Consider the following 21,936-nt stretch of genomic DNA (forward strand, 5'->3'; position numbering starts at 1 on the left):
CGCACCGATCATCTATGATCGGTGCGTGTCTGTTCTTTTCTATATCGAGCCTTATCCATGAATCAGAACGCTGAATATTCCGCGGTCAACGATGCTGTGCGCGGGCAGTTTTTTCGTAAAGTGTGGGCGATGACCACGCCTTACTGGCGCAGCGAAGAGAAGGGCAAGGCCTGGACATTGCTGATTGCCGTGATCGCGTTGTCGCTGTTCAGCGTGGCGATCTCGGTGTGGATCAACAGTTGGTACAAGGATTTTTACAACGCTCTGCAAAAGAAGGACGAAGCGGCGTTCTGGCAGTTGATCCTGTATTTCTGCGGCATCGCCACGGTGGCGATTCTCGGCGCGGTGTATCGCCTGTACCTGACGCAGATGCTGACGATTCGCTGGCGGGCGTGGCTGACCGAGAACCACTTCAAGCGCTGGCTCGGCCACAAGAACTACTATCAGCTGGAGCAGGGCGGTTACACCGATAACCCCGACCAGCGGATTTCCGAAGACCTCAACACCTTTACCGCCAACACCCTGAGCCTTGGCCTCGGGCTGATTCGCACGGTGGTCAGTCTGGTGTCGTTCTCGATCATTTTGTGGGGTGTTTCCGGCAGCATCGAAGTGTTCGGCATCGAGATTCCCGGCTACATGTTCTGGTGTGCGCTGATTTATGCCGCCGTCGGCAGTTGGCTGACGCACCTGATCGGTCGACGCTTGATCGGCCTGAACAACCAACAACAACGTTTCGAAGCAGACCTGCGTTTCTCCATGGTGCGCGTGCGCGAGAACGCTGAAAGCATCGCCTTGTATAACGGTGAACCGAACGAAAATCGTCGTTTGAGCAGCCGTTTCGGGCTGGTCTGGCACAACTTCTGGGACATCATGCGCGTATCCAAGCGCCTGACGTTCTTCACTTCCGGCTACGGCCAGATCGCAATCATCTTCCCGTTCATCGTCGCGGCCCCACGTTATCTGGCGGGCAAGATCGAACTGGGTGAGCTGATGCAAATCAACTCGGCATTCGGCAACGTGCAGGAGAATTTCAGCTGGTTCATCAGTGCGTATTCGGATCTGGCCGCGTGGCGCGCAACCTGTGATCGTTTGCTGAGTTTCCGCCAGGCCATGACCGACAACGAAGAGCGCATCCCGGCGATCGACGTGCAGAATCAGGGCAGCGAACTGCAGGTGCATAACCTTGGTCTGGACCTGGCCGATGGTCGTCATCTGTTGACCAATGCCGACATGACCGTGGAGCCGGGTGATCGGGTCATGCTCAGCGGCCGTTCCGGCAGCGGCAAGTCGACGCTGTTGCGGGCGATGGGGCATTTGTGGCCGGCGGGGCACGGCAACATCCGCTTGCCGGCGGCGCGGTATCTGTTCCTGCCGCAAAAGCCGTATCTGCCGATCGGCACCCTGCGCGAGGCACTGAGTTATCCACAACCGGGTGACACCTACGCGTCTGAACGTTATGCACAAGTGCTGGAAACCTGCCGTTTGCCGCATCTGGTCGCGCGGCTGGACGAGGCCAATCACTGGCAACGCATGCTCTCGCCGGGTGAACAGCAACGCTTGGCCTTCGCCCGTGCGCTGCTTTACGCACCGCAGTGGTTGTACATGGACGAGGCGACTTCGGCGATGGACGAGGAAGATGAAGCGACGCTGTATCAGGCGTTGATTGATCAGATACCGGGGCTGAGCATTGTCAGCGTCGGCCATCGCAGCAGTTTGAAACGCTTCCACCCACGGCATGTGCGGATCGACAGCGGGCATTTGGTTGAACAGACCGTGACTGCCTAATCAACACACATCCCATGTGGGAGCTGGCTTGCCAGCGATGGCGTCGGTTTAGTCGACATCTTCATTGACAGGTATGGCCTCATCGCTGGCAAGCCAGCTCCCACAGGTTTTGTATGGAAATGGAAAGTGATCGTACAACCCGCTTGAGCTATCATGCCCACAAGCCGAATTTTCGAGACTAGATGCACACCATGGAAAACCTGATCGACACCCCGCGTCTCCCGCGCAAGCGCCGCAGCCTGGCCCAGGAACTGGTGACGGTGCTGAGCGAGCAGATCCGCGATGGCCTGCTTAAACGCGGTGACAAATTGCCTACCGAGTCGGCGATCATGGAAGCCCATGGCGTCAGCCGCACCGTGGTGCGCGAGGCGATTTCCCGTTTGCAGGCAGCCGGCCAAGTGGAAACTCGCCACGGCATCGGCACCTTCGTACTCGACACGCCAAGTCCGAGCGGTTTCCGTATCGATCCGGCCACCGTCGTCACCCTGCGTGATGTGCTGGCCATCCTCGAATTGCGCATCAGCCTCGAAGTCGAATCTGCCGGCCTTGCCGCGCAACGTCGCAGCGCCGAGCAACTGGCGACCATGCGCGCCGCGCTCGATGCGCTTAATGAAAGCGCTGCCCATGCCAGTGATGCTGTGGCGTCGGACTTTGCTTTCCACCTGGAAATCGCCCTGTCCACCGGCAACCGCTACTTCACCGACATCATGACCCACCTGGGCACCAGCATCATTCCGCGTACGCGGCTGAATTCGGCGCGATTGGCCCATGATGATCAACAGCACTACATGAGTCGCCTGAGCCGTGAGCACGAAGAAATCTACGACGCGATTGCCCGTCAGGATTCCGATGCAGCGCGTGCGGCGATGCGTCTGCACCTGACCAACAGCCGTGAAAGACTGCGCCAGGCCCATGAAGAGGCGCAGGCGCAGGGTTAGTATTTATTAGTGTTTGAGGTAAACCCGCAGATCCGGAGACTCAGCCGTATTACCTGACGAGGTCTGCACGCTATAACTCAATTTAGCGGTGGCACCTGGTACGAGCTTTTCTGCAAATATCTTTTTCGGGATCTCGAATACAAATGGAGCATCGGCGGGTGACCCTACGGCAAGTTCCCAGTTGTATTCATTCCCTGTGGAAGTGCTGACCTTGAATGTGATCTTGTCTCCCTTGCTAACATTTGGATATGACTGGACTTCGCCGTGGGCAGGATCAACCAGGTTGTGAACGTAGAGTGTGAACTCTCCATTGTGCTCGATGGCTTCGCGGAGGCGGGGGGGAGCGAGTGCTTTTACTTGAACATTCATGATCGAAATTCCTTTTATAACCAATCAAACCTTTGCAATCGCGTAGTGATGACACACTACGATCGGAGTCGGTTTGTTATCTCCTGACGTCATTAGCTCAGGAATACCCATTCTTACGCACCTGTAAGAAATACCAGTCTCGACGAACGGTTATCACGCGAAGCGCCTGTGCCAAAGCGTTGTGAGCTAGTCAATCGAAAATCATGATCAAGTTTCGATCCGCAACCTCAACACTTCCGAAAACGGCTCCATGCTCGACTCGTCGCAAAACTTGTAGCGCAGTTCAACCACCCTGTTCAGGTACGGCCGCAGCGCCTCTTTAGGTATCTGCAACTCGATCCCTGTGAGCTTTTCCATCTCGTCCTCGGCATCGTCCCAAGTGCCAGTGTTCACTTCCTCACCTGCCCATTCCGGTTCCTCAGGGTCGTCGCCGAGAATCGGGTAGACGCTCCAGTTCGCCGGAAAATCGCTGGAATCCGGGACTTGTACGATCAAGACATCAGGCAGCGTCGATAGCTGAAGCGTGAGGGTGCAGGAGGACTGAGCAGCCATTTTCGAGAGAGTCGGAGCAGCGTAATTCGTGGACATTTCGGGTTCCTTCGAGTGATCCGCCACGATCCTTCGTGGCGGTCGTCACACATTACGCGGCGTAGCAACGGCGCTCAGTAAACGAATCTTGACCAGACGTTTCTGCAATCGAACCCAGTAATCACGGGCCTTTGCGAGAATTCGCGCTAGGGCTTAAACACTTTTGTCCGACAAAAAACCACCCACAACGATGAAATGCAGTTGACGGTTATCTTTTAAGTTGTACGATGACCTACAACTTCAGCGAAGGCTGAACGATCAACTCACAAAAAACGTTGCTACCAGGGTGTTCGAATAATGAATCCACAAGAACTGAAGTCCATCCTCTCTGCCGGCCTGCTGTCTTTCCCGGTGACCGATTTCAACGCGCAGGGCGATTTCAACCGCGCGGGCTATATCAAACGCCTGGAATGGCTGGCTCCGTATGGCGCTTCAGCCTTGTTCGCCGCCGGTGGCACTGGTGAGTTCTTCTCCCTCGCCGCCAGCGAATACTCGGAAATCATCAAGACTGCCGTCGACACTTGCGCAACGAGTGTGCCGATCCTAGCCGGTGTCGGTGGTTCGACTCGTCAGGCCATCGAATACGCTCAAGAAGCCGAGCGTCTGGGCGCCAAAGGTCTGTTGCTGCTGCCGCACTACCTGACCGAAGCGAGCCAGGATGGTGTTGCCGCTCACGTTGAAGCCGTGTGTAAATCGGTCAACATCGGCGTGGTCGTCTACAACCGCAACGTTTGCCGCCTCAACGCACCGCTGCTGGAACGTCTGGCCGAGCGCTGCCCGAACCTGATCGGCTACAAGGATGGTCTGGGCGATATCGAGTTGATGGTGTCGATCCGTCGCCGCCTCGGTGATCGCTTCAGCTACCTGGGTGGTCTGCCGACCGCCGAAGTCTACGCCGCAGCCTACAAGGCGCTGGGCGTACCGGTTTACTCCTCGGCGGTGTTCAACTTCATCCCGAAAACCGCGATGGACTTCTACCACGCGATCGCTCGTGAAGATCACGCCACCGTCGGCAAGATCATCGACGACTTCTTCCTGCCGTACCTCGACATCCGCAACCGCAAGGCCGGTTATGCCGTGAGCATCGTTAAGGCAGGCGCGAAAATCGCTGGCTATGACGCAGGCCCGGTGCGGGCACCGCTGACCGACCTGACTGGCGAAGAGTACGAAATGCTCGCCGCGCTGATCGACAAGCAAGGTGCGCAGTAACACCCGATAAAAGCGAGGCCGCTGAGCAATCAGCGGCTTTTTGCGTGAAGGCTTTGAGATTTGAGGGCTGCCCCTGTGACAACTGCAAAACGCTACGACAACTACATCAACGGCGAATGGGTTGCCGGTGCCGACTACTCGGCCAACATCAACCCATCGGAACTGAGCGACACCATCGGCGACTATGCCAAGGCTGACCTGACTCAGGTTCACGCCGCCATCGACGCTGCTCGCGCGGCATTCCCGGCGTACTCGACTTCGGGCATTCAAGCCCGTCACGATTCGCTGGATAAAGTCGGCACGGAAATTCTCGCCCGTCGCGAAGAACTCGGCACCTTGCTGGCCCGCGAAGAGGGCAAGACTCTGCCCGAAGCCATCGGCGAAGTGACCCGCGCCGGTAACATCTTTAAGTTCTTCGCTGGTGAATGCCTGCGTCTGTCCGGCGACTACGTGCCGTCGGTGCGTCCGGGCGTCAACGTCGAAGTGACCCGCGAAGCACTGGGCGTGGTCGGTCTGATCACCCCGTGGAATTTCCCGATTGCGATTCCGGCGTGGAAGATTGCTCCGGCGTTGGCCTACGGCAACTGCGTGGTGTTGAAGCCCGCCGATCTGGTGCCGGGTTGCGCCTGGGCACTGGCGGAAATCATCTCCCGCGCAGGCTTCCCGGCCGGCGTGTTCAATCTGGTGATGGGCAGCGGCCGTGTGGTCGGTGATGCCTTGGTGCAGAGCCCGAAAGTCGACGGCATCAGCTTCACCGGTTCGGTGGGCGTGGGTCGTCAGATCGCGGTCAACTGCGTCTCGCGCCAGGCCAAGGTTCAGCTGGAAATGGGCGGCAAGAACCCGCAGATCATTCTCGATGACGCCGACCTCAAGCAAGCGGTCGAGCTGTCGGTGCAGAGCGCGTTCTACTCCACCGGCCAGCGTTGCACAGCGTCGAGCCGCTTGATCGTCACCGCCGGGATTCACGACAAGTTCGTTGAAGCCATGGCCGAGCGCATGAAGTCGATCAAGGTCGGCCACGCACTGAAATCCGGCACCGACATCGGTCCAGTGGTTTCCCAGGCACAGCTTGAACAGGACATGAAGTACATCGACATCGGCCAGTCCGAAGGTGCGCGTCTGGTCAGCGGTGGTGGTCTGGTGACGTGCGATACCGAAGGCTACTTCCTCGCACCAACGCTGTTTGCCGACAGTGAAGCGTCGATGCGCATCAGCCGCGAAGAGATCTTTGGCCCGGTGGCCAACATTGTTCGCGTGGCCGATTACGACGCGGCGCTGGCGATGGCCAACGACACCGAATTCGGTTTGTCGGCGGGTATTGCGACCACCTCGCTGAAGTACGCCAACCACTTCAAACGTCATTCGCAAGCCGGGATGGTGATGGTCAACCTGCCGACCGCTGGCGTCGATTACCACGTTCCGTTCGGTGGCCGTAAAGGTTCATCCTATGGATCACGTGAGCAAGGCCGTTATGCGCAAGAGTTCTACACGGTCGTGAAGACCAGTTACATCGGTTCCTGATAAACGCAATAACCCTGTAGGAGCTGCCGAAGGCTGCGATCTTTTAAGATCAAAAGATCGCAGCCTTCGGCAGCTCCTACAGGGAATAGATGCAAGACCAAAGAAGATTCACCCGCGCATAAAAATAATCAGTGGGAGTACCTCTACATGCAATCGTCCAAGCCGACTCACGTCCGCTATTTGATCCTGCTCATGCTGTTTCTGGTGACCACGATCAACTACGCCGACCGTGCCACGATCGCCATTGCCGGCTCCAGCCTGCAAAAAGATCTGGGCATTGACGCAGTCACCCTCGGCTACATCTTCTCCGCATTCGGTTGGGCCTATGTGGCCGGGCAAATCCCCGGTGGCTGGTTGCTCGATCGCTTCGGCTCGAAAAAAGTCTATGCCCTGAGCATTTTCACCTGGTCGCTGTTCACCGTGCTGCAAGGCTTTGTCGGTGAGTTCGGCATGTCCACCGCCATCGTTGCGCTGTTCATGCTGCGCTTCCTCGTCGGTCTGGCTGAAGCGCCTTCGTTCCCCGGCAATGCGCGTATCGTCGCCGCATGGTTCCCGACCGCTGAGCGCGGCACTGCTTCGGCGATCTTCAACTCGGCGCAATACTTTGCCACCGTGTTGTTCGCACCGCTGATGGGCTGGATCGTGTATTCCTTCGGTTGGGAGCACGTGTTTATCGTTATGGGGATTCTCGGGATCATCTTCTCGCTGGTCTGGCTGAAAGTGATCTACAGCCCGCGTGAACACCCGCGTATCAACGAAGCCGAGTTCAAACACATCGCTGAAAACGGCGGCATGGTCGATATGGACCAAAAGGGCAAAAAGTCCGACGGTCCGAAGTGGGATTACATCCGTCAGTTGCTGACCAATCGCATGATGCTCGGCGTGTATCTGGGCCAGTACTGCATCAACGGCATCACCTATTTCTTCCTGACCTGGTTCCCGGTGTATCTGGTGCAAGAGCGTGGCATGACCATTCTCAAGGCTGGTTTCATCGCCTCGTTGCCGGCAATCTGCGGCTTTATCGGTGGGGTGCTCGGCGGGGTGATTTCCGATTACCTGCTGCGCAAGGGCCACTCGCTGACCTTCGCGCGCAAAGCGCCGATCATTGCCGGCCTGCTGGTTTCCAGCAGCATCGTTGCCTGCAACTATGTTGAAGTGGAATGGATGGTCGTTGGCTTCATGGCCCTGGCCTTCTTCGGCAAAGGCGTTGGCGCACTCGGTTGGGCGGTGGTTTCCGACACTTCGCCAAAACAGATCGCCGGTCTGAGCGGTGGCCTGTTCAACACTTTCGGCAACATTGCTTCGATCACCACGCCGATCGTGATTGGCTACATCATCAGCTCCACCGGTTCGTTCAAATGGGCGCTGGTGTTCGTCGGTGCCAACGCACTGGTCGCGGTGTTCAGCTATCTGGTCATCGTTGGCCCGATCAAACGTGTGGTACTCAAAGAGCCGCCAACCAACGGCGGTGTTGAAGCCAGCGGTAAATTGTCCCAAGCGCATTCCTGAGGAGCGGCGTCATGCAGTTGATTGAACATTCCGACTCGCCGCGCCACATCCGCCTGCACGAGCGGGACAATGTGGTGGTCGTGGTCAACGACCAGGGCGCACCGGCCGGCACTGAGTTTGCCGATGGCCTGGTGACGCTGGAATTTGTGCCGCAGAGCCACAAGGTCACCCTTGAAGACATTCCCGAGGGCGGCCAGGTGATTCGCTACGGTCAGGTGATCGGCTACGCATTGCAGCCGATTCGCCGTGGCAGTTGGGTCAAGGAAGATCAACTGCGCATGCCGACCGCGCCGCCGCTGGACAGCTTGCCGCTGTCCACCGAGGTGCCGGACGCGCAGGCACCGCTGGAAGGCTTCACCTTCGAGGGCTATCGCAACGCTGACGGCACCGTCGGCACGCGCAATATTCTCGGGATCACGACCACGGTGCAGTGCGTCACCGGCGTGCTTGATCACGCGGTAAAACGCATCAAGGAAGAGCTGCTGCCGAAGTACCCGCATGTCGATGACGTCGTGGCGCTGACCCACAGTTATGGCTGCGGCGTGGCGATTACTGCCACCGACGCTTACATCCCGATTCGCACCGTGCGCAATCTGGCGCGTAATCCGAACCTCGGTGGCGAGGCGTTGGTGATCAGCCTCGGTTGCGAGAAATTGCAGGCCGGGCAGGTGATGCACGAAGACGATGCGTCGGTGGATCTCAGCGATCCGTGGCTGTATCGCTTGCAGGATTCCAGTCACGGCTTCACCGAGATGATCGAGCAGATCATGGAATTGGCTGAGGTCCGTTTGAAGAAGCTCGACCAGCGCCGCCGCGAAACCGTGCCGGCGTCCGAGTTGATCCTCGGCATGCAGTGTGGCGGCAGCGATGCGTTCTCCGGGATCACCGCCAACCCGGCGCTGGGTTATGCCTCGGACTTGTTGTTGCGTGCAGGGGCGACGGTGATGTTTTCCGAAGTCACCGAAGTGCGCGATGCGATTTACCTGCTGACTTCACGCGCCGAAAGCAAAACCGTCGCCGAGGAACTGGTGCGCGAGATGGACTGGTACGACCGTTACCTGGCCAAGGGTGAAGCGGATCGCAGCGCCAACACCACGCCGGGCAACAAGAAGGGCGGGCTGTCGAACATTGTCGAGAAGTCGCTGGGTTCGATCGTCAAATCCGGCAGCAGCGCAATCAACGGCGTGCTCGGCCCGGGCGAGCGGTTCAAGCAGAAGGGTTTGATTTTCTGTGCAACGCCGGCGAGTGATTTTGTTTGCGGGACGTTGCAGTTGGCGGCGGGGATGAACTTGCATGTGTTCACCACCGGGCGGGGTACGCCGTATGGTTTGGCGATGGCGCCGGTGGTGAAGGTATCGACGCGGACGGAATTGGCGCAGCGCTGGCCTGATCTGATTGATATCGACGCCGGAAGGATTGCGACCGGGCGCGCGACGATCGAGGAACTGGGTTGGGAGTTGTTCCACTACTACCTGGATGTTGCCAGCGGCAAACAGCAGACGTGGGCGGAGAAGCACAAGCTGCATAACGACATTACGTTGTTCAACCCGGCGCCGATTACTTGATGCGTGACCGGCTCGGCCCTCACCCCAGCCCTCTCCCGGGGGGAGAGGGGGCCGATCCGGGGATATTTTAGAAGTACATCGACTTGAAAGTGCTTTGCCGAATCCATAATCGACTCGGTCTTGCAGGTCGATGTATGACACAAGACACCTCGGTCAGTCCCCTCTCCCTCGGGGAGAGGGAGCCGATCCGGAGATATTTTAGAAGTACATCGACTTGAAAGTGCTTTGCCGAATCCATAATCGACTCGGTCTTGCAGGTCGATGTATGCCGCAAAACACCTCGGTCAGTCCCCTCTCCCTCGGGGAGAGGGGGCCGATCCGGAGATATTTTAGAAGTACATCGACTTGAAAGTGCTTTGCCGAATCCATATCGACTCGGTCTTGCAGGTCGATGTATGCCGCAAAACACCTCGGTCAGTCCCCTCTCCCTCGGGGAGAGGGAGCCGATCCGGAGATATTTTAGAAGTACATCGACTTGAAAGTGCTTTGCCGAATCCATAATCGACTCGGTCTTGCAGGTCGATGTATGCCGCAAAACACCTCGGTCAGTCCCCTCTCCCTCGGGGAGAGGGGGCCGATCCGGAGATATTTTAGAAGTACATCGACTTGAAAGTGCTTTGCCGAATCCATAATCGACTCGGTCTTGCAGGTCGATGTATGACACAAGACACCTCGGTCAGTCCCCTCTCCCTCGGGGAGAGGGAGCCGATCCGGAGATATTTTAGAAGTACATCGACTTGAAAGTGCTTTGCCGAATCCATAATCGACTCGGTCTTGCAGGTCGATGTATGACACAAGACACCTCGGTCAGTCCCCTCTCCCTCGGGGAGAGGGGGCCGATCCGGGGATATTTAGAAGTACATCGACTTGAAAGTGCTTTGCCGAATCCATAATCGACTCGGTCTTGCAGGTCGATGTATGCCGCAAAACACCTCGGTCAGTCCCCTCTCCCTCGGGGAGAGGGTTAGGGTGAGGGGCTTTTCAAGCTTTTGGCTTATCATTAGCCCCCTAACGACGCTCACCCAAGGCTCCCCGGCATGCTGGCAATCTTCCTCGAAACCCTGAACATCACCGCGCCGGTGTTTGCCATGCTGTTTCTTGGTGTGCTGCTCAAGCGCATCGACTGGATCAACGACAACTTCATTCATACCGCTTCGTCGCTGGTGTTCAACGTCACCATGCCGGCGCTGCTGTTCCTCGGCATTCTGCATGCCGATCTGCACGCCGCGTTGCAACCGTCCTTGCTGATCTACTTCTCCCTCGCCACGCTGGTGAGCTTTGCCCTGGCCTGGGGCTGGGCGATTTTCCGTTGCCCGCGCGAAGATCGCGGCATCTATACCCAAGGCGCGTTTCGCGGCAACAACGGCGTCATCGGTCTGGCACTGGCGGCGAGTATGTACGGCGATTACGGGATTTCCCTCGGGGCGATTCTCGCGGCGCTGGTGATCCTGTTTTACAACACGCTGTCGACCATCGTGCTGGCGGTGTACAGCCCGGTGATCAAGTCCGATCCGTGGAGCATCTGCAAAAGCGTGTTCAGCAATCCGCTGATCATCAGCGTGATTGCGGCGGCGCCGTTTGCCTATTTCAAGATCGGTTTGCCGGGATGGCTGGAGACCTCCGGTCAGTATCTGGCGCAGACCACCTTGCCGCTGGCGTTGATCTGCATTGGCGGCACGCTGTCGCTGGCGGCGTTGCGCAAGAGCGGCAGCATGGCGCTCAGTTCCAGCCTGGTGAAGATGATCGGGTTGCCGGTGCTGGCGACGTTAGGGGCGTGGTTGTGGGGTTTTCGCGGCGCGGAATTGGGGATTCTGTTTTTGTACTTCGGCAGCCCGACGGCGGCGGCAAGTTTTGTCATGGCCCGGGCGGCGCAGGGCAATCATGAACTGGCGGCGGCGATTATCGTGATGACCACGTTGATGGCGGCGATCACCACCAATGTCGGGATCTTTGTTTTGCAGTGGGGTGGGTGGATATAAAGGCAAGATCAAAAGATCGCAGCCTGCGGCAGCTCCTACAGGAGACCGCATTTCCATGTAGGAGCTGCCGCAGGCTGCGATCTTTTAGCTTTTCTCGTAACTGTCGATCACTTCCTGCGCCGCGCGAAACGCATCAATCGCCGCCGGCACGCCGGCATACACCGCGCAATGCAGCAGCGCCTCACGAATCTCGTCCACCGTGCAGCCATTGTTCAGCGCACCGCGCACATGGCCTTTCAGTTCTTGCGGGCACTTCAATGCGGTCAGCGCGGCGAGGGTGATCAGACTGCGGGTTTTCAGCGGCAGACCTTCGCGATTCCACACACCGCCCCAGGCGTGTTCATTGACGAAATCCTGCAACGGTTGAGTGAACTCGGTGGCGTTGCCCAAGGCGCGATCAACAAACGCATCGCCCATTACCTGACGGCGGACTTCAACCCCGGACTTCTTCGATTCGGTCATGGCATATCCCTCTTGTGGTGCTGGCGGCGCCAGGCGCGTATCGACGTGAACAACAAGAACGTCAGCAGCGTTGGCAGGACGTAAAACAACATCATTCGCTCAAGCTTGCCGGCCAGGGGCATGCCGGTGGTGAACGACACCACGTGCAGCCCGTACGCCAGATACAAACCGAGCAGCAGCAGACCTTCGGCTCGCGTCACGCGGTAACCGGAATAAAACACCGGCAGGCACAGCGCGGCGACGCCGAGCATCACCGGCAGATCGAAATCCAGTGCGTTCGGCGACACCGACAGCGGCGTCGGCGCGATCAATGCGGTCAGGCCGAGTACCCCGAGCAGATTAAACAGGTTGGCACCGATCACGTTGCCGACGGCAATATCCCGTTGCCCGCGCAGTGCGGCGATCAGCGAGGTCGCCAGTTCCGGCAGCGAGGTGCCGACAGCGACAACGGTCAGGCCAATGACACGCTCGGAAAATCCAAGATCAGTTGCCACCACCACGGCAGCTCCGAGCAAAAGGTGCCCGGCAAATACCAGCATCGCCAAACCGACGATGATCATCAGCGAACTGCCGATCCACGACGCTTGGCTTGTTTCAATGCGCTCCGTGTGCGGCCGCGTCGAGTGTCGTGACTGGCGCAGCAGCAAGCCGAGATACAGCGCCAATGCGGCCAACAGCAGGATGCCGTCGAAGCGACCGATCTCTTCGTTCCAGGCCAATACGAACACCAGCAGACTGGCACCGATCATCAGCGGAATATCGAGGCGCACCAATTGCCGCGAAACGCGCAGAGGAATGATCAGCGCGGAAAGGCCGAGGGTGACAAGGATGTTGAAGATGCTGCTGCCGACTACGCTGCCAACGGCAATGTCCGGGTTATGCGCCAGTGCCGCTTGAAGACTGACGGCCATTTGCGGCGCACTGCTGCCGAGGGCGACGATGGTCAGACCGATGATCAGCGGCCGCACATGCAGACGCGCCGCCAGACGCACCGCCGCACGCACCATCAGCTCTGCGCCGAAGATCAGCAGGCACAGGCCGGCGAGCAGTTCGATCACGCTGATCAGGGGTAAGTCGGCTAATCCGAAAATGGTCAGCGCTCCATCAGTCGTCGAGGGCCTGCACGCGAACCCGTGCGGTGCCGCTGCGCAGCATGCCGAGTTGTTCGGCAGCCTCGCGGGACACGTCGATCAGGCGTCCACGGGTATGCGGGCCACGGTCATTGATGCGGACCACGACGGATTCATCGTTTTTCAGGTTGGTGACCTTCACCCGTGTGCCGAAGGGTAACTGGCGATGGGCGGCGGTCAGGGAATTCTGGTTGAACGGCTCGCCACTGGCGGTGCGTTTACCGTGGTGCTTGGCACCGTAATAGGAGGCGACGCCGGTCTGGTCGTAACCGTGCGGGTCGATGATATCGGTGCTGGCGCAACCGGCCAGCAAGGAGAGCAGGGCGCAGGCGCCGAGCAGACGTTTCATTCAGATACTCCAAAGTGATCGTTCCCACGCTCCAGCGTGGGAATGCATCCCGTGACGCTCTGCGTCACACCGCAATGGACGCGGAGCGTCCGGGGCGGCATTCCCACGCAGAGCGTGGGAACGATCCCCGAGCGCCGGGCCGGAATCAGCCTTCGAGCTTGCTTTTCAGCAGTTCGTTCACCTGCTGCGGGTTGGCTTTGCCTTTCGACGCTTTCATCGCCTGGCCGACGAAGAAGCCGAACATCTTGCCGCGTTTGGCTTCATCCGCCGCACGATACTGTTCAACCTGCTCGGCGTTAGCCGCGAGCATTTCGTCCAGTACCGCGGAGATCGCGCCGCTGTCGGTCACTTGCTTCAGGCCGCGTTTTTCGATGATCTCGTCCGCGCTGCCTTCGCCGTTGGCCATCGCTTCGAACACCACTTTGGCAATCTTGCCGGAGATGGTGTTGTCCTTGATGCGTTGCAGCATGCCGCCCAACAGTTCAGCGGAAACCGGCGACTCGTCGATGTCCAGGCCTTGCTTGTTGAGCAGGCTGCCCAACTCGACCATCACCCAGTTCGCCGCCAGTTTGGCGTCGCCGCCGATGGCTGCGACTTTCTCGAAGTAGTCCGCTTGCTCACGGCTGGTGGCCAGCACGTTGGCGTCGTACGCCGACAGACCGAACTGGCTCTGGAAGCGCTCGCGTTTCTGCGGAGGCAGTTCCGGCAGGGTGGCGCGCACCTCGCCGAGGAACGACTCTTCGATGACCACCGGCAGCAGGTCCGGATCGGGGAAGTAACGGTAGTCGTTGGCTTCCTCTTTCGAACGCATCGGACGGGTCTCGTCCTTGTTCGGATCGTACAGACGGGTCTGCTGGATCACTTTGCCGCCGTCTTCGATCAGCTCGATCTGACGCTGGATCTCGGAGTTGATCGCCTTCTCGATGAAGCGGAACGAGTTGACGTTCTTGATCTCGCAGCGCGTGCCGAATTCAACCTGGCCTTTCGGACGGATCGACACGTTGCAGTCGCAACGCAGCGAGCCTTCGGCCATGTTGCCGTCGCAAATACCCAGATAACGTACCAGCGCGTGAATCGCCTTGACGTAAGCCACGGCTTCCTTGGCGCTGCGCATGTCCGGCTCGGAAACGATTTCCAGCAGCGGCGTGCCAGCACGGTTCAGGTCGATGCCGGTGGCACCGTTGAACTCTTCGTGCAGGCTCTTGCCGGCGTCTTCTTCCAGATGCGCGCGGGTGATGCCGACACGTTTGACCGTGCCGTCTTCGAGGGCGATGTCCAGGTGACCCTTGCCGACAATCGGCAATTCCATCTGACTGATCTGGTAGCCCTTCGGCAGATCCGGGTAGAAATAGTTTTTACGCGCGAACACGTTGTGCTGGCCGATCTCGGCGTCAATCGCCAGACCGAACATCACCGCCATACGCACCGCTTCCTGGTTCAGCACCGGCAACACGCCAGGCATGCCCAGATCGATCAGGCTGGCCTGGGTGTTCGGCTCGGAACCGAATGTGGTGGAACTACCGGAAAAGATTTTCGACCGGGTAGTGAGCTGAGTGTGAATCTCCAGCCCGATCACGACTTCCCATTGCATGTGTGTCTCCTCAGAAGCCGGTTGGGGTGCGGGTGTGCCAGTCAGTGTTGAGCTGATACTGGTGGGCAACGTTCAACAGGCGACCTTCCTGGAAATACGGCGCGAGCAGCTGCACGCCAACCGGCAGACCGTCGACAAAACCGGCCGGCATCGACAGACCCGGCAGGCCGGCGAGGTTGGCGGTGATGGTGTAGACGTCTTCCAGATAGGCAGCGACCGGGTCGCTGTTCTTGGCGCCAAGCTTCCAGGCCGGGTTCGGCGTGGTCGGGCCGAGGATGATGTCGACTTCATTAAAGGCAGCCATGAAATCGTTCTTCACCAGGCGACGGATCTTCTGCGCTTTCAGGTAGTAGGCGTCGTAGTAACCGGCGGACAGCGCGTAGGCACCGACCATGATCCGGCGCTGGACTTCCGCGCCGAAGCCTTCGCCACGGGAGCGCTTGTACAGGTCGATCAGGTCCTTCGGGTGCTCGCAGCGATGACCGAAACGCACGCCGTCAAAACGCGACAGGTTCGAGGAGGCTTCTGCCGGCGCGATCACGTAGTAGGCAGGAATCGCGTGCTGCATGTTCGGCAGGCTGATTTCCTTGATCACCGCACCGAGCTTCTGCAGCTCTTTGATGCTGTTCTGAATTAGCTCGGCGATGCGCGGGTCGAGACCGGCGCTGAAGTATTCCTTCGGTACGCCGATGCGCAGGCCTTGCAGCGATTCGTTGAGGCTTGCGGAGTAATCCGGCACCGGCTCATCGATGCTGGTGGAGTCGTTCTGATCGAAGCCAGCCATACCTTGCAACAAAATTGCGCAGTCTTCGGCCGTGCGCGCCAACGGGCCACCCTGATCGAGGCTGGATGCATAAGCGATCATGCCCCAGCGCGAAACACGACCGTAGGTCGGTTTCAGGCCGGTGAGGTTGGTGAATGCCGCCGGCTGACGAATCGAACCGCCAGTGTCGGTGGCCGTCGCCGCTGGCAACAGACGAGCAGCAACCGCCGCCGCCGAACCGCCGGACGAACCGCCCGGTACGTGTTCCAGGTTCCACGGGTTTTTCACCGCGCCGTACCAGCTCGACTCGTTGGCCGAACCCATGGCGAATTCGTCCATGTTGGTCTTGCCTAGGGTCACGGCACCGGCAGCGGCCAGCTTCGCGACGACAGTGGCGTCATACGGGGCTTTGAAATTGTCGAGCATCTTCGAGCCGCAGCTGGTGCGAATGCCCTGGGTGCAGAACAAGTCTTTGTGAGCGATCGGCGCACCGAGCAGGGCGCCGCTCTCACCGTTGGCGCGGCGGGCATCGGCGGCTTTCGCCTGCTCGATGGCCAGCTCTTCGGTGAGGCTGATGAAACTGTTGAGCTGCGGATCAAGCTGGGTAATGCGCGCCAGCAGGACTTTGGTCAGCTCTTCGGAGGAAAACTTTTTATCGGCGAGACCGCGGGCGATCTCGGCCAGAGTCATTTGATGCATTGCAGGCTCTTTCCCTTTAGTCGATGACTTTCGGAACCAGATACAGGCCGTTTTCGACCGCTGGTGCGATGGACTGGTAGGCCTCGCGGTGATTGCTCTCGGTCACGACGTCGGCGCGCAGGCGCTGACTGGCTTCCAGCGGGTGGGCCAGAGGCTCGATTCCGTCGGTATTAACAGCCTGCATTTCGTCGACCAGACCGAGAATGCTGTTGAGAGCGGAAGTAATGTGTGGAAGATCGGCATCATTGAGGCCAAGGCAGGCCAGATGAGCGATTTTTTCCACGTCGGAGCGTTCTAGCGCCATCGGGATTCTCCTGTGGAAAACAGAACGGACGGCGTCCGTGTGTTAGATTGTCGGAACACTACCGCACTTCTACGGTCATAAGGCCGCGATTGTGGGGCTTGGTGCACAGAAAAGCGGCCAATTTAACATATTGGCGCCTTGCCCAAAATCCCTGTCGTTGTTAGAGTTTGCCGCACTTTTTTACCCACGCGTTGCCTAGGGTCCCTTTCCCATGTTCAAGAAACTGCGTGGCATGTTTTCCAGCGATCTTTCCATTGACCTGGGCACTGCCAACACCCTTATTTACGTGCGCGAGCGCGGTATCGTCCTGAATGAGCCATCGGTTGTGGCCATTCGGACACACGGTAACCAGAAAAGTGTCGTTGCTGTCGGCACCGAAGCCAAGCGCATGCTCGGCCGTACGCCGGGCAACATTGCTGCCATTCGTCCGATGAAGGACGGCGTGATCGCCGACTTCAGCGTCTGCGAAAAGATGCTGCAATACTTTATTAACAAGGTTCACGAAAACAGCTTTCTGCAGCCTAGCCCTCGTGTGCTGATCTGCGTTCCATGCAAATCCACTCAGGTTGAGCGTCGTGCCATCCGTGAATCGGCCCTTGGCGCCGGTGCCCGTGAAGTGTTCCTGATCGAAGAGCCGATGGCTGCTGCGATCGGTGCCGGCCTGCCGGTCGAAGAAGCACGCGGTTCGATGGTCGTGGATATCGGTGGTGGTACCACTGAAATCGCGCTGATCTCCCTGAACGGTGTGGTCTATGCCGAATCCGTGCGCGTTGGCGGCGACCGCTTCGACGAAGCGATCATCACCTACGTGCGTCGTAACTACGGCAGCCTGATCGGTGAATCCACCGCTGAGCGCATCAAGCAGGAAATCGGCACGGCCTACCCGGGCGGCGAAGTTCGCGAAGTCGACGTTCGCGGTCGCAACCTGGCCGAAGGCGTTCCACGCGCATTCACCCTGAACTCCAACGAAGTGCTGGAAGCTCTGCAAGAGTCTCTGGCTACCATCGTTCAGGCCGTGAAAAGCGCGCTGGAGCAATCGCCGCCGGAACTGGCTTCCGACATCGCCGAGCGTGGCCTGGTGCTGACCGGTGGTGGCGCGCTGCTGCGTGATCTCGACAAGTTGCTGGCCCAGGAAACCGGTCTGCCAGTCATCGTTGCCGAAGATCCGCTGACCTGTGTTGCTCGCGGCGGTGGCCGTGCATTGGAAATGATGGATAAGCACACCATGGATCTGCTCTCGAGCGAATAAGTCGCCGAGTGCAATACGTGGGTGAGCGCGCAGGCAGCACTTTGCAGTGCTGCCTGTTGGCGTTTATCTTCTGTCAGTCTTCATCCAGGCCGGTTTGATGCCGTATGAATAAACAGAACATTTGCCTGGGAGGAGCGGCTTATTAAACCGCTTTTCGCCAAAGGCCCTTCGTTGGGTGTGCGCCTGTTGGTGCTGGCCGTGCTGTCGGTCGCGCTGATGGTGGTCGATGCCCGCTTCGACTTGCTCAAGCCCGCGCGCAAACAAGCGTCGCTGGTGTTGATGGACGCCTACTGGATTACCGACCTGCCCGGACGGCTCTGGGAAGGGATTGCCAGTCAATTCGGCAGTCGCACCGAACTGGTCGCCGAAAACGAAAAACTCAAGACCGAAAACCTGCTGTATCAGGGTCGCATGCAGAAGCTTGCCGCCCTTACCGAGCAGAACGTTCGGCTGCGCGAGTTGCTCAATTCCTCTGCGCTGGTCAATGAAAAGGTCGAAGTGGCCGAGTTGATCGGCATGGACCCCAACCCTTTCACTCATCGCATCATCATCAATAAAGGTGAGCGTGATGGCGTGGTGCTGGGGCAGCCGGTGCTCGATGCACGCGGTCTGATGGGGCAAGTGGTCGAGTTGATGCCTTACACCTCCCGTGTATTGTTGTTGACCGACACCACTCACAGCATTCCTGTGCAGGTGAACCGCAACGGTCTGCGGGCGATTGCCAGTGGCACCGGCAACCCGGAGCGTCTGGAGTTGCGTCACGTCGCTGACACGGCCGATATCAAAGAGGGCGATCTGCTGGTCAGCTCCGGCCTTGGCCAGCGCTTCCCGGCCGGTTACCCGGTCGCCACGGTGAAGGAAGTGATCCACGATTCCGGCCAGCCGTTCGCGATTGTCCGCGCCGTGCCGACTGCCGCACTCAACCGCAGCCGTTACCTGTTGTTGGTATTCAGTGACAACCGCACCGCCGAAGAGCGCGCCAACGATGCCGCGCAAGCGCAGGAAAATCTTGATGCCTTTGGCGGTGGTCCGATTATTCCGGCCACTGTGCCGAAGTCCGTGACTGTGCCTGCGGCGGCTGCTCCGACGCCCGCAACACCTGCCGCACCGACCGCTGCAGCCAGCGCCACACCGGCCAAACCCGCTGCCAGTAAACCGCCTGCGCCTGCTAAACCACCGGCAGCTACGCCGGCGGCAACCAAACCTCCAGCTGCCCAGCCTGCTGCGCGACCTGCGGTCAAACCGCCTGTCAGTGCACCGGCGACAACCGGGAGACAAGAATAATGGTCGGGGCTACCGCATCGCGAAACGGCTGGATTGTCTGGCTGACGTTTCTCATCGGCATGTTGCTCAGTGTCTCGCCGTTGCCGCAATTCATGGAAATTCTGCGTCCGCTGTGGCTGGCGCTGCTCCTGACATTCTGGGCACTGTACATGCCGCAAACGGTCGGCATGGTCACAGCGTTTTGCCTCGGACTGGCTGAAGATGTGCTCTACGGCACGCTGCTTGGGCAGAACGCATTGATCCTGACACTGATCACCTTCCTCGTGCTCTCATTGCAACAACGCCTGCGAATGTTCCCGATGTGGCAGCAATGCCTGGTAATTCTGGTGATTTTCGGCCTCGCGCAGCTGGTGCAATTGTGGCTCAGCGCGTTGACCGGTAATCGTCAGCCGACCCTGGCGCTGGTACTTCCGGCGCTGGTCAGTGCCTTGCTCTGGCCTTGGGTCAGCTTTGCCCTACGCGGATTGCGCCGACGCTACAAAATCAATTGAGCCGGTGAAGTAGGGCACTGAACAGGGAGATGTTTTGATGAAGCCGCTTTACCTCGCCTCCGGATCGCCGCGTCGCCGTGAATTGCTCACGCAGATCGGCGTTCCGTTTTCCGCCATCAGTGCGGATATCGACGAAACCCCATTACCCGAAGAATCGCCGTCGGCCTATGTCGAGCGCTTGGCGCGCGGCAAGGCCGAGGCCGGGCGCCGTAGCGTCGTGTCTGCTCAGCCATTCTGCGTGCTGGGTGCCGACACCGCCGTGGTGCTGAACGGCAAAATTCTTGGCAAACCGGTGGACGAAGCCGACGCATGCGCCATGCTGATGATGTTGTCCGGCAAGGAGCATGAAGTGCTGACCGCCATCGCTGTGCTGGAAGACGAGCGCTGCGAGTCGCGGGTGGTGCGCAGTCTGGTGCGGTTTCGCCCGATCAGCAGTGAAGAAGCCGCCGCCTATTGGGCCAGTGGCGAGCCACGGGACAAGGCCGGCGGTTATGGCATTCAGGGGCTCGGCGCGGTGTTTGTCGCCGGCCTCAATGGCAGTTACTCGGCTGTGGTCGGGTTGCCTGTTTGCGAAACCGCAGAACTGTTAGGCCATTTCGGCATACCCTGTTGGCAAAACCTGAACGCGCAATGAGCGTCGTACGAATCCAGATGCGGCCATTATCGTGAACATGCCTGAACGAGATCCTGCCATGAGTGAAGAGATTCTGATCAACATCACGCCGATGGAATCGCGCGTGGCGGTGGTCGAAAACGGTGTGCTGCAAGAAGTCCACGTTGAGCGCACGCAAAAACGCGGGATCGTCGGCAACATCTATAAAGGCAAGATTGTTCGGGTATTGCCGGGCATGCAGGCCGCATTCGTCGACATCGGTCTGGATCGCGCGGCGTTCATTCACGCTGCCGAAATCTCCCTGCGCGAAGGCCCTGCGGTGGAAAGCATCAGCGCGCTGGTGCACGAGGGCCAAAGTCTTGTGGTGCAGGTCACCAAGGACCCGATTGGCTCCAAAGGCGCGCGCTTGACCACACAACTGTCGATCCCGTCGCGCTATCTGGTGTACATGCCGCGTACTGCCCACGTCGGCATTTCCCTGAAAATCGAAGACGAAGCCGAGCGTGAGCGCCTCAAACAGGTGGTCAGCGATTGCGTAGCCAAAGAAGGCATCAAAGAGGCGGGCGGTTTCATTCTGCGCACCGCCGCAGAAGGTGCTGGCGCCGACGAAATACTCATGGACATCCGATATCTGCGTCGCCTGTGGGATCAGATCAACGAGCAGATCAAAACCATCGCCGCACCGAGCGTAATTTACGAAGACCTCGGTCTGGCGTTGCGTACCCTGCGTGATCTGGTCAACCCGAAAATCGAGAAGATTCGCATCGATTCCCGGGAAACTTTCCAGAAAACCACGCAGTTCGTTGCCGAATTGATGCCGGAAATCGCCGATCGTCTGGAACATTACCCGGGTGAACGGCCGATTTTCGACCTGTACGGCGTCGAAGACGAAATCCAGAAAGCCCTCGAACGCAAGGTGCCGCTGAAATCCGGCGGCTATCTGGTGGTGGATCCGGCAGAAGCCATGACCACCATCGATGTAAACACTGGCGCTTTCGTCGGTCATCGCAACCTCGAAGAAACCATCTTCAAGACCAATCTCGAAGCGGCCACCGCCATTGCCCGGCAAATGCGCCTGCGCAATCTGGGCGGGATCATCATCATCGACTTCATCGACATGGAAGATGAAGAACACCAGCGCCAGGTGCTGCGCACGTTGGAAAAACAGCTGGAGCGTGACCACGCCAAGACCAACATCATCGGCATCACCGAGTTGGGTCTGGTGCAGATGACCCGCAAGCGCACCCGCGAAAGTCTCGAGCAAGTGCTATGCGAGCCGTGCAGCAGTTGTCAGGGGCGCGGCAAACTGAAAACCGCGGAAACCATCTGTTACGAGATTTTCCGCGAGATCCTCCGTGAAGCGCGGGCCTATCAGGCCGAGGGTTATCGGGTGCTGGCGAACCAGAAAGTGGTCGATCGCCTGCTTGACGAAGAATCCGGTAACGTCGCCGAACTTGAAGGGTTTATCGGGCGCACCATACGCTTCCAGGTGGAAACCATGTATTCCCAGGAACAATATGACGTGGTGTTGCTCTGAT

General features: G+C 58.9%; 20 protein-coding genes. 12 read left to right on the forward strand and 8 right to left on the reverse strand.

The annotated features are described in order from the left end of the window. The first annotated feature begins 57 nt into the window (after positions 1-57). Both AC3IUF_RS04265 and AC3IUF_RS04270 read left to right on the forward strand, forming a co-directional pair. Positions 58-1,785, forward strand: a complete 1,728-nt coding sequence (locus AC3IUF_RS04265; RefSeq protein WP_123375763.1) for an ABC transporter ATP-binding protein/permease — start codon at positions 58-60, stop codon at positions 1,783-1,785. Positions 1,786-1,976: 191 nt separating this feature from the next. Beyond that, on the forward strand, positions 1,977-2,723 hold the full coding sequence (locus AC3IUF_RS04270; protein ID WP_176472316.1) for a FadR/GntR family transcriptional regulator: 747 nt from the start codon (positions 1,977-1,979) through the stop codon (positions 2,721-2,723). Between the two features lie 6 nt (positions 2,724-2,729). On the opposite strand, the gene AC3IUF_RS04275 is transcribed toward AC3IUF_RS04270, so the two are convergent. Next, the gene (locus tag AC3IUF_RS04275) at positions 2,730-3,092 is read right to left on the reverse strand and encodes a hypothetical protein (protein WP_123375762.1); all 363 of its coding nucleotides are present in this window, start codon (positions 3,090-3,092) and stop codon (positions 2,730-2,732) included. Positions 3,093-3,299: 207 nt separating this feature from the next. Next, positions 3,300-3,680, reverse strand: a complete 381-nt coding sequence (locus tag AC3IUF_RS04280; RefSeq protein ID WP_007915339.1) for a hypothetical protein — start codon at positions 3,678-3,680, stop codon at positions 3,300-3,302. A 297-nt stretch (positions 3,681-3,977) separates the two neighbouring features. Here AC3IUF_RS04280 and kdgD point away from each other — a divergent pair, with 297 nt between their 5' ends. The 5 genes from kdgD to AC3IUF_RS04305 all read left to right on the forward strand — a co-directional run bounded on the left by kdgD (position 3,978) and on the right by AC3IUF_RS04305 (position 11,463). Beyond that, a complete protein-coding gene (gene kdgD / locus AC3IUF_RS04285) occupies positions 3,978-4,889 on the forward strand; it encodes a 5-dehydro-4-deoxyglucarate dehydratase (protein WP_007915340.1) in 912 nt (303 codons plus the stop codon). Between the two features lie 75 nt (positions 4,890-4,964). Then, complete coding sequence (locus AC3IUF_RS04290) at positions 4,965-6,410, forward strand: aldehyde dehydrogenase family protein (RefSeq protein WP_123375760.1); 1,446 nt, start codon at positions 4,965-4,967, stop codon at positions 6,408-6,410. Between the two features lie 48 nt (positions 6,411-6,458). Further along, complete coding sequence (locus AC3IUF_RS04295; RefSeq protein ID WP_489281604.1) at positions 6,459-7,919, forward strand: MFS transporter; 1,461 nt, start codon at positions 6,459-6,461, stop codon at positions 7,917-7,919. An 11-nt stretch (positions 7,920-7,930) separates the two neighbouring features. Next, positions 7,931-9,484, forward strand: a complete 1,554-nt coding sequence (gene garD, locus AC3IUF_RS04300; protein ID WP_077571106.1) for a galactarate dehydratase — start codon at positions 7,931-7,933, stop codon at positions 9,482-9,484. Between the two features lie 1,037 nt (positions 9,485-10,521). After that, positions 10,522-11,463, forward strand: coding sequence for an AEC family transporter (locus AC3IUF_RS04305; protein WP_007915344.1), 942 nt, complete (start codon positions 10,522-10,524; stop codon positions 11,461-11,463). A gap of 84 nt (positions 11,464-11,547) precedes the next feature. Here the strand turns inward: AC3IUF_RS04305 and AC3IUF_RS04310 are convergent, their stop codons facing one another. The 6 genes from AC3IUF_RS04310 to gatC all read right to left on the reverse strand — a co-directional run bounded on the left by AC3IUF_RS04310 (position 11,548) and on the right by gatC (position 16,761). Next, the gene (locus tag AC3IUF_RS04310; protein ID WP_007915345.1) at positions 11,548-11,925 is read right to left on the reverse strand and encodes a carboxymuconolactone decarboxylase family protein; all 378 of its coding nucleotides are present in this window, start codon (positions 11,923-11,925) and stop codon (positions 11,548-11,550) included. Next, positions 11,922-12,983 carry a calcium/sodium antiporter gene (locus AC3IUF_RS04315; protein WP_095112683.1) on the reverse strand — a complete coding sequence of 354 codons (1,062 nt, stop codon included), beginning with the start codon at positions 12,981-12,983 and terminating at the stop codon, positions 11,922-11,924. Before AC3IUF_RS04315 ends, AC3IUF_RS04310 begins: the two co-directional genes overlap by 4 nt. Positions 12,984-13,029: 46 nt before the next feature. Further along, complete coding sequence (locus tag AC3IUF_RS04320; RefSeq protein WP_095112682.1) at positions 13,030-13,404, reverse strand: septal ring lytic transglycosylase RlpA family protein; 375 nt, start codon at positions 13,402-13,404, stop codon at positions 13,030-13,032. Positions 13,405-13,549: 145 nt separating this feature from the next. Next, entirely contained in the window at positions 13,550-14,995 is a 1,446-nt protein-coding gene (gatB, locus tag AC3IUF_RS04325) for an Asp-tRNA(Asn)/Glu-tRNA(Gln) amidotransferase subunit GatB (protein ID WP_007915352.1), read from the reverse strand. A 10-nt stretch (positions 14,996-15,005) separates the two neighbouring features. Next, positions 15,006-16,457, reverse strand: a complete 1,452-nt coding sequence (gene gatA / locus AC3IUF_RS04330; RefSeq protein ID WP_007915354.1) for an Asp-tRNA(Asn)/Glu-tRNA(Gln) amidotransferase subunit GatA — start codon at positions 16,455-16,457, stop codon at positions 15,006-15,008. Positions 16,458-16,473: 16 nt separating this feature from the next. Beyond that, positions 16,474-16,761 (reverse strand): Asp-tRNA(Asn)/Glu-tRNA(Gln) amidotransferase subunit GatC, encoded by a 288-nt coding sequence (gene gatC, locus AC3IUF_RS04335; RefSeq protein ID WP_007915356.1) that lies wholly within the window; start codon positions 16,759-16,761, stop codon positions 16,474-16,476. A gap of 211 nt (positions 16,762-16,972) precedes the next feature. Between gatC and mreB the strand changes: the two genes are divergently transcribed. The 5 genes from mreB to rng all read left to right on the forward strand — a co-directional run bounded on the left by mreB (position 16,973) and on the right by rng (position 21,935). Continuing rightward, positions 16,973-18,010, forward strand: a complete 1,038-nt coding sequence (gene mreB / locus AC3IUF_RS04340; RefSeq protein WP_002555108.1) for a rod shape-determining protein MreB — start codon at positions 16,973-16,975, stop codon at positions 18,008-18,010. Between the two features lie 141 nt (positions 18,011-18,151). Continuing rightward, positions 18,152-19,294, forward strand: coding sequence for a rod shape-determining protein MreC (mreC, locus tag AC3IUF_RS04345; protein WP_081498748.1), 1,143 nt, complete (start codon positions 18,152-18,154; stop codon positions 19,292-19,294). Further along, positions 19,294-19,785, forward strand: coding sequence for a rod shape-determining protein MreD (gene mreD, locus AC3IUF_RS04350; RefSeq protein ID WP_077571118.1), 492 nt, complete (start codon positions 19,294-19,296; stop codon positions 19,783-19,785). Before mreC ends, mreD begins: the two co-directional genes overlap by 1 nt. Positions 19,786-19,822: 37 nt before the next feature. Next, positions 19,823-20,419, forward strand: a complete 597-nt coding sequence (locus AC3IUF_RS04355; RefSeq protein WP_007915365.1) for a Maf family protein — start codon at positions 19,823-19,825, stop codon at positions 20,417-20,419. 58 nt (positions 20,420-20,477) lie between these two features. Next, complete coding sequence (gene rng, locus AC3IUF_RS04360) at positions 20,478-21,935, forward strand: ribonuclease G (RefSeq protein ID WP_007915369.1); 1,458 nt, start codon at positions 20,478-20,480, stop codon at positions 21,933-21,935. Position 21,936: the final 1 nt, after the last annotated feature.

The sequence above is a fragment of the Pseudomonas sp. KH_040 genome, assembly GCF_057839305.1.

What these genes read in the sequence shown, in the direction of transcription:
- gatA (WP_007915354.1), bottom strand. Translation starts at nt 16,457, where the DNA reads ATGCATCAAATGACTCTGGCCGAGATCGCCCGCGGTCTCGCCGATAAA.
- AC3IUF_RS04270 (WP_176472316.1), top strand. Translation starts at nt 1,977, where the DNA reads ATGGAAAACCTGATCGACACCCCGCGTCTCCCGCGCAAGCGCCGCAGC.
- rng (WP_007915369.1), top strand. Translation starts at nt 20,478, where the DNA reads ATGAGTGAAGAGATTCTGATCAACATCACGCCGATGGAATCGCGCGTG.
- kdgD (WP_007915340.1), top strand. Translation starts at nt 3,978, where the DNA reads ATGAATCCACAAGAACTGAAGTCCATCCTCTCTGCCGGCCTGCTGTCT.
- AC3IUF_RS04265 (WP_123375763.1), top strand. Translation starts at nt 58, where the DNA reads ATGAATCAGAACGCTGAATATTCCGCGGTCAACGATGCTGTGCGCGGG.
- AC3IUF_RS04305 (WP_007915344.1), top strand. Translation starts at nt 10,522, where the DNA reads ATGCTGGCAATCTTCCTCGAAACCCTGAACATCACCGCGCCGGTGTTT.
- mreB (WP_002555108.1), top strand. Translation starts at nt 16,973, where the DNA reads ATGTTCAAGAAACTGCGTGGCATGTTTTCCAGCGATCTTTCCATTGAC.
- AC3IUF_RS04310 (WP_007915345.1), bottom strand. Translation starts at nt 11,925, where the DNA reads ATGACCGAATCGAAGAAGTCCGGGGTTGAAGTCCGCCGTCAGGTAATG.
- AC3IUF_RS04320 (WP_095112682.1), bottom strand. Translation starts at nt 13,404, where the DNA reads ATGAAACGTCTGCTCGGCGCCTGCGCCCTGCTCTCCTTGCTGGCCGGT.
- AC3IUF_RS04280 (WP_007915339.1), bottom strand. Translation starts at nt 3,680, where the DNA reads ATGTCCACGAATTACGCTGCTCCGACTCTCTCGAAAATGGCTGCTCAG.
- AC3IUF_RS04355 (WP_007915365.1), top strand. Translation starts at nt 19,823, where the DNA reads ATGAAGCCGCTTTACCTCGCCTCCGGATCGCCGCGTCGCCGTGAATTG.
- gatB (WP_007915352.1), bottom strand. Translation starts at nt 14,995, where the DNA reads ATGCAATGGGAAGTCGTGATCGGGCTGGAGATTCACACTCAGCTCACT.
- mreD (WP_077571118.1), top strand. Translation starts at nt 19,294, where the DNA reads ATGGTCGGGGCTACCGCATCGCGAAACGGCTGGATTGTCTGGCTGACG.
- gatC (WP_007915356.1), bottom strand. Translation starts at nt 16,761, where the DNA reads ATGGCGCTAGAACGCTCCGACGTGGAAAAAATCGCTCATCTGGCCTGC.
- AC3IUF_RS04275 (WP_123375762.1), bottom strand. Translation starts at nt 3,092, where the DNA reads ATGAATGTTCAAGTAAAAGCACTCGCTCCCCCCCGCCTCCGCGAAGCC.
- garD (WP_077571106.1), top strand. Translation starts at nt 7,931, where the DNA reads ATGCAGTTGATTGAACATTCCGACTCGCCGCGCCACATCCGCCTGCAC.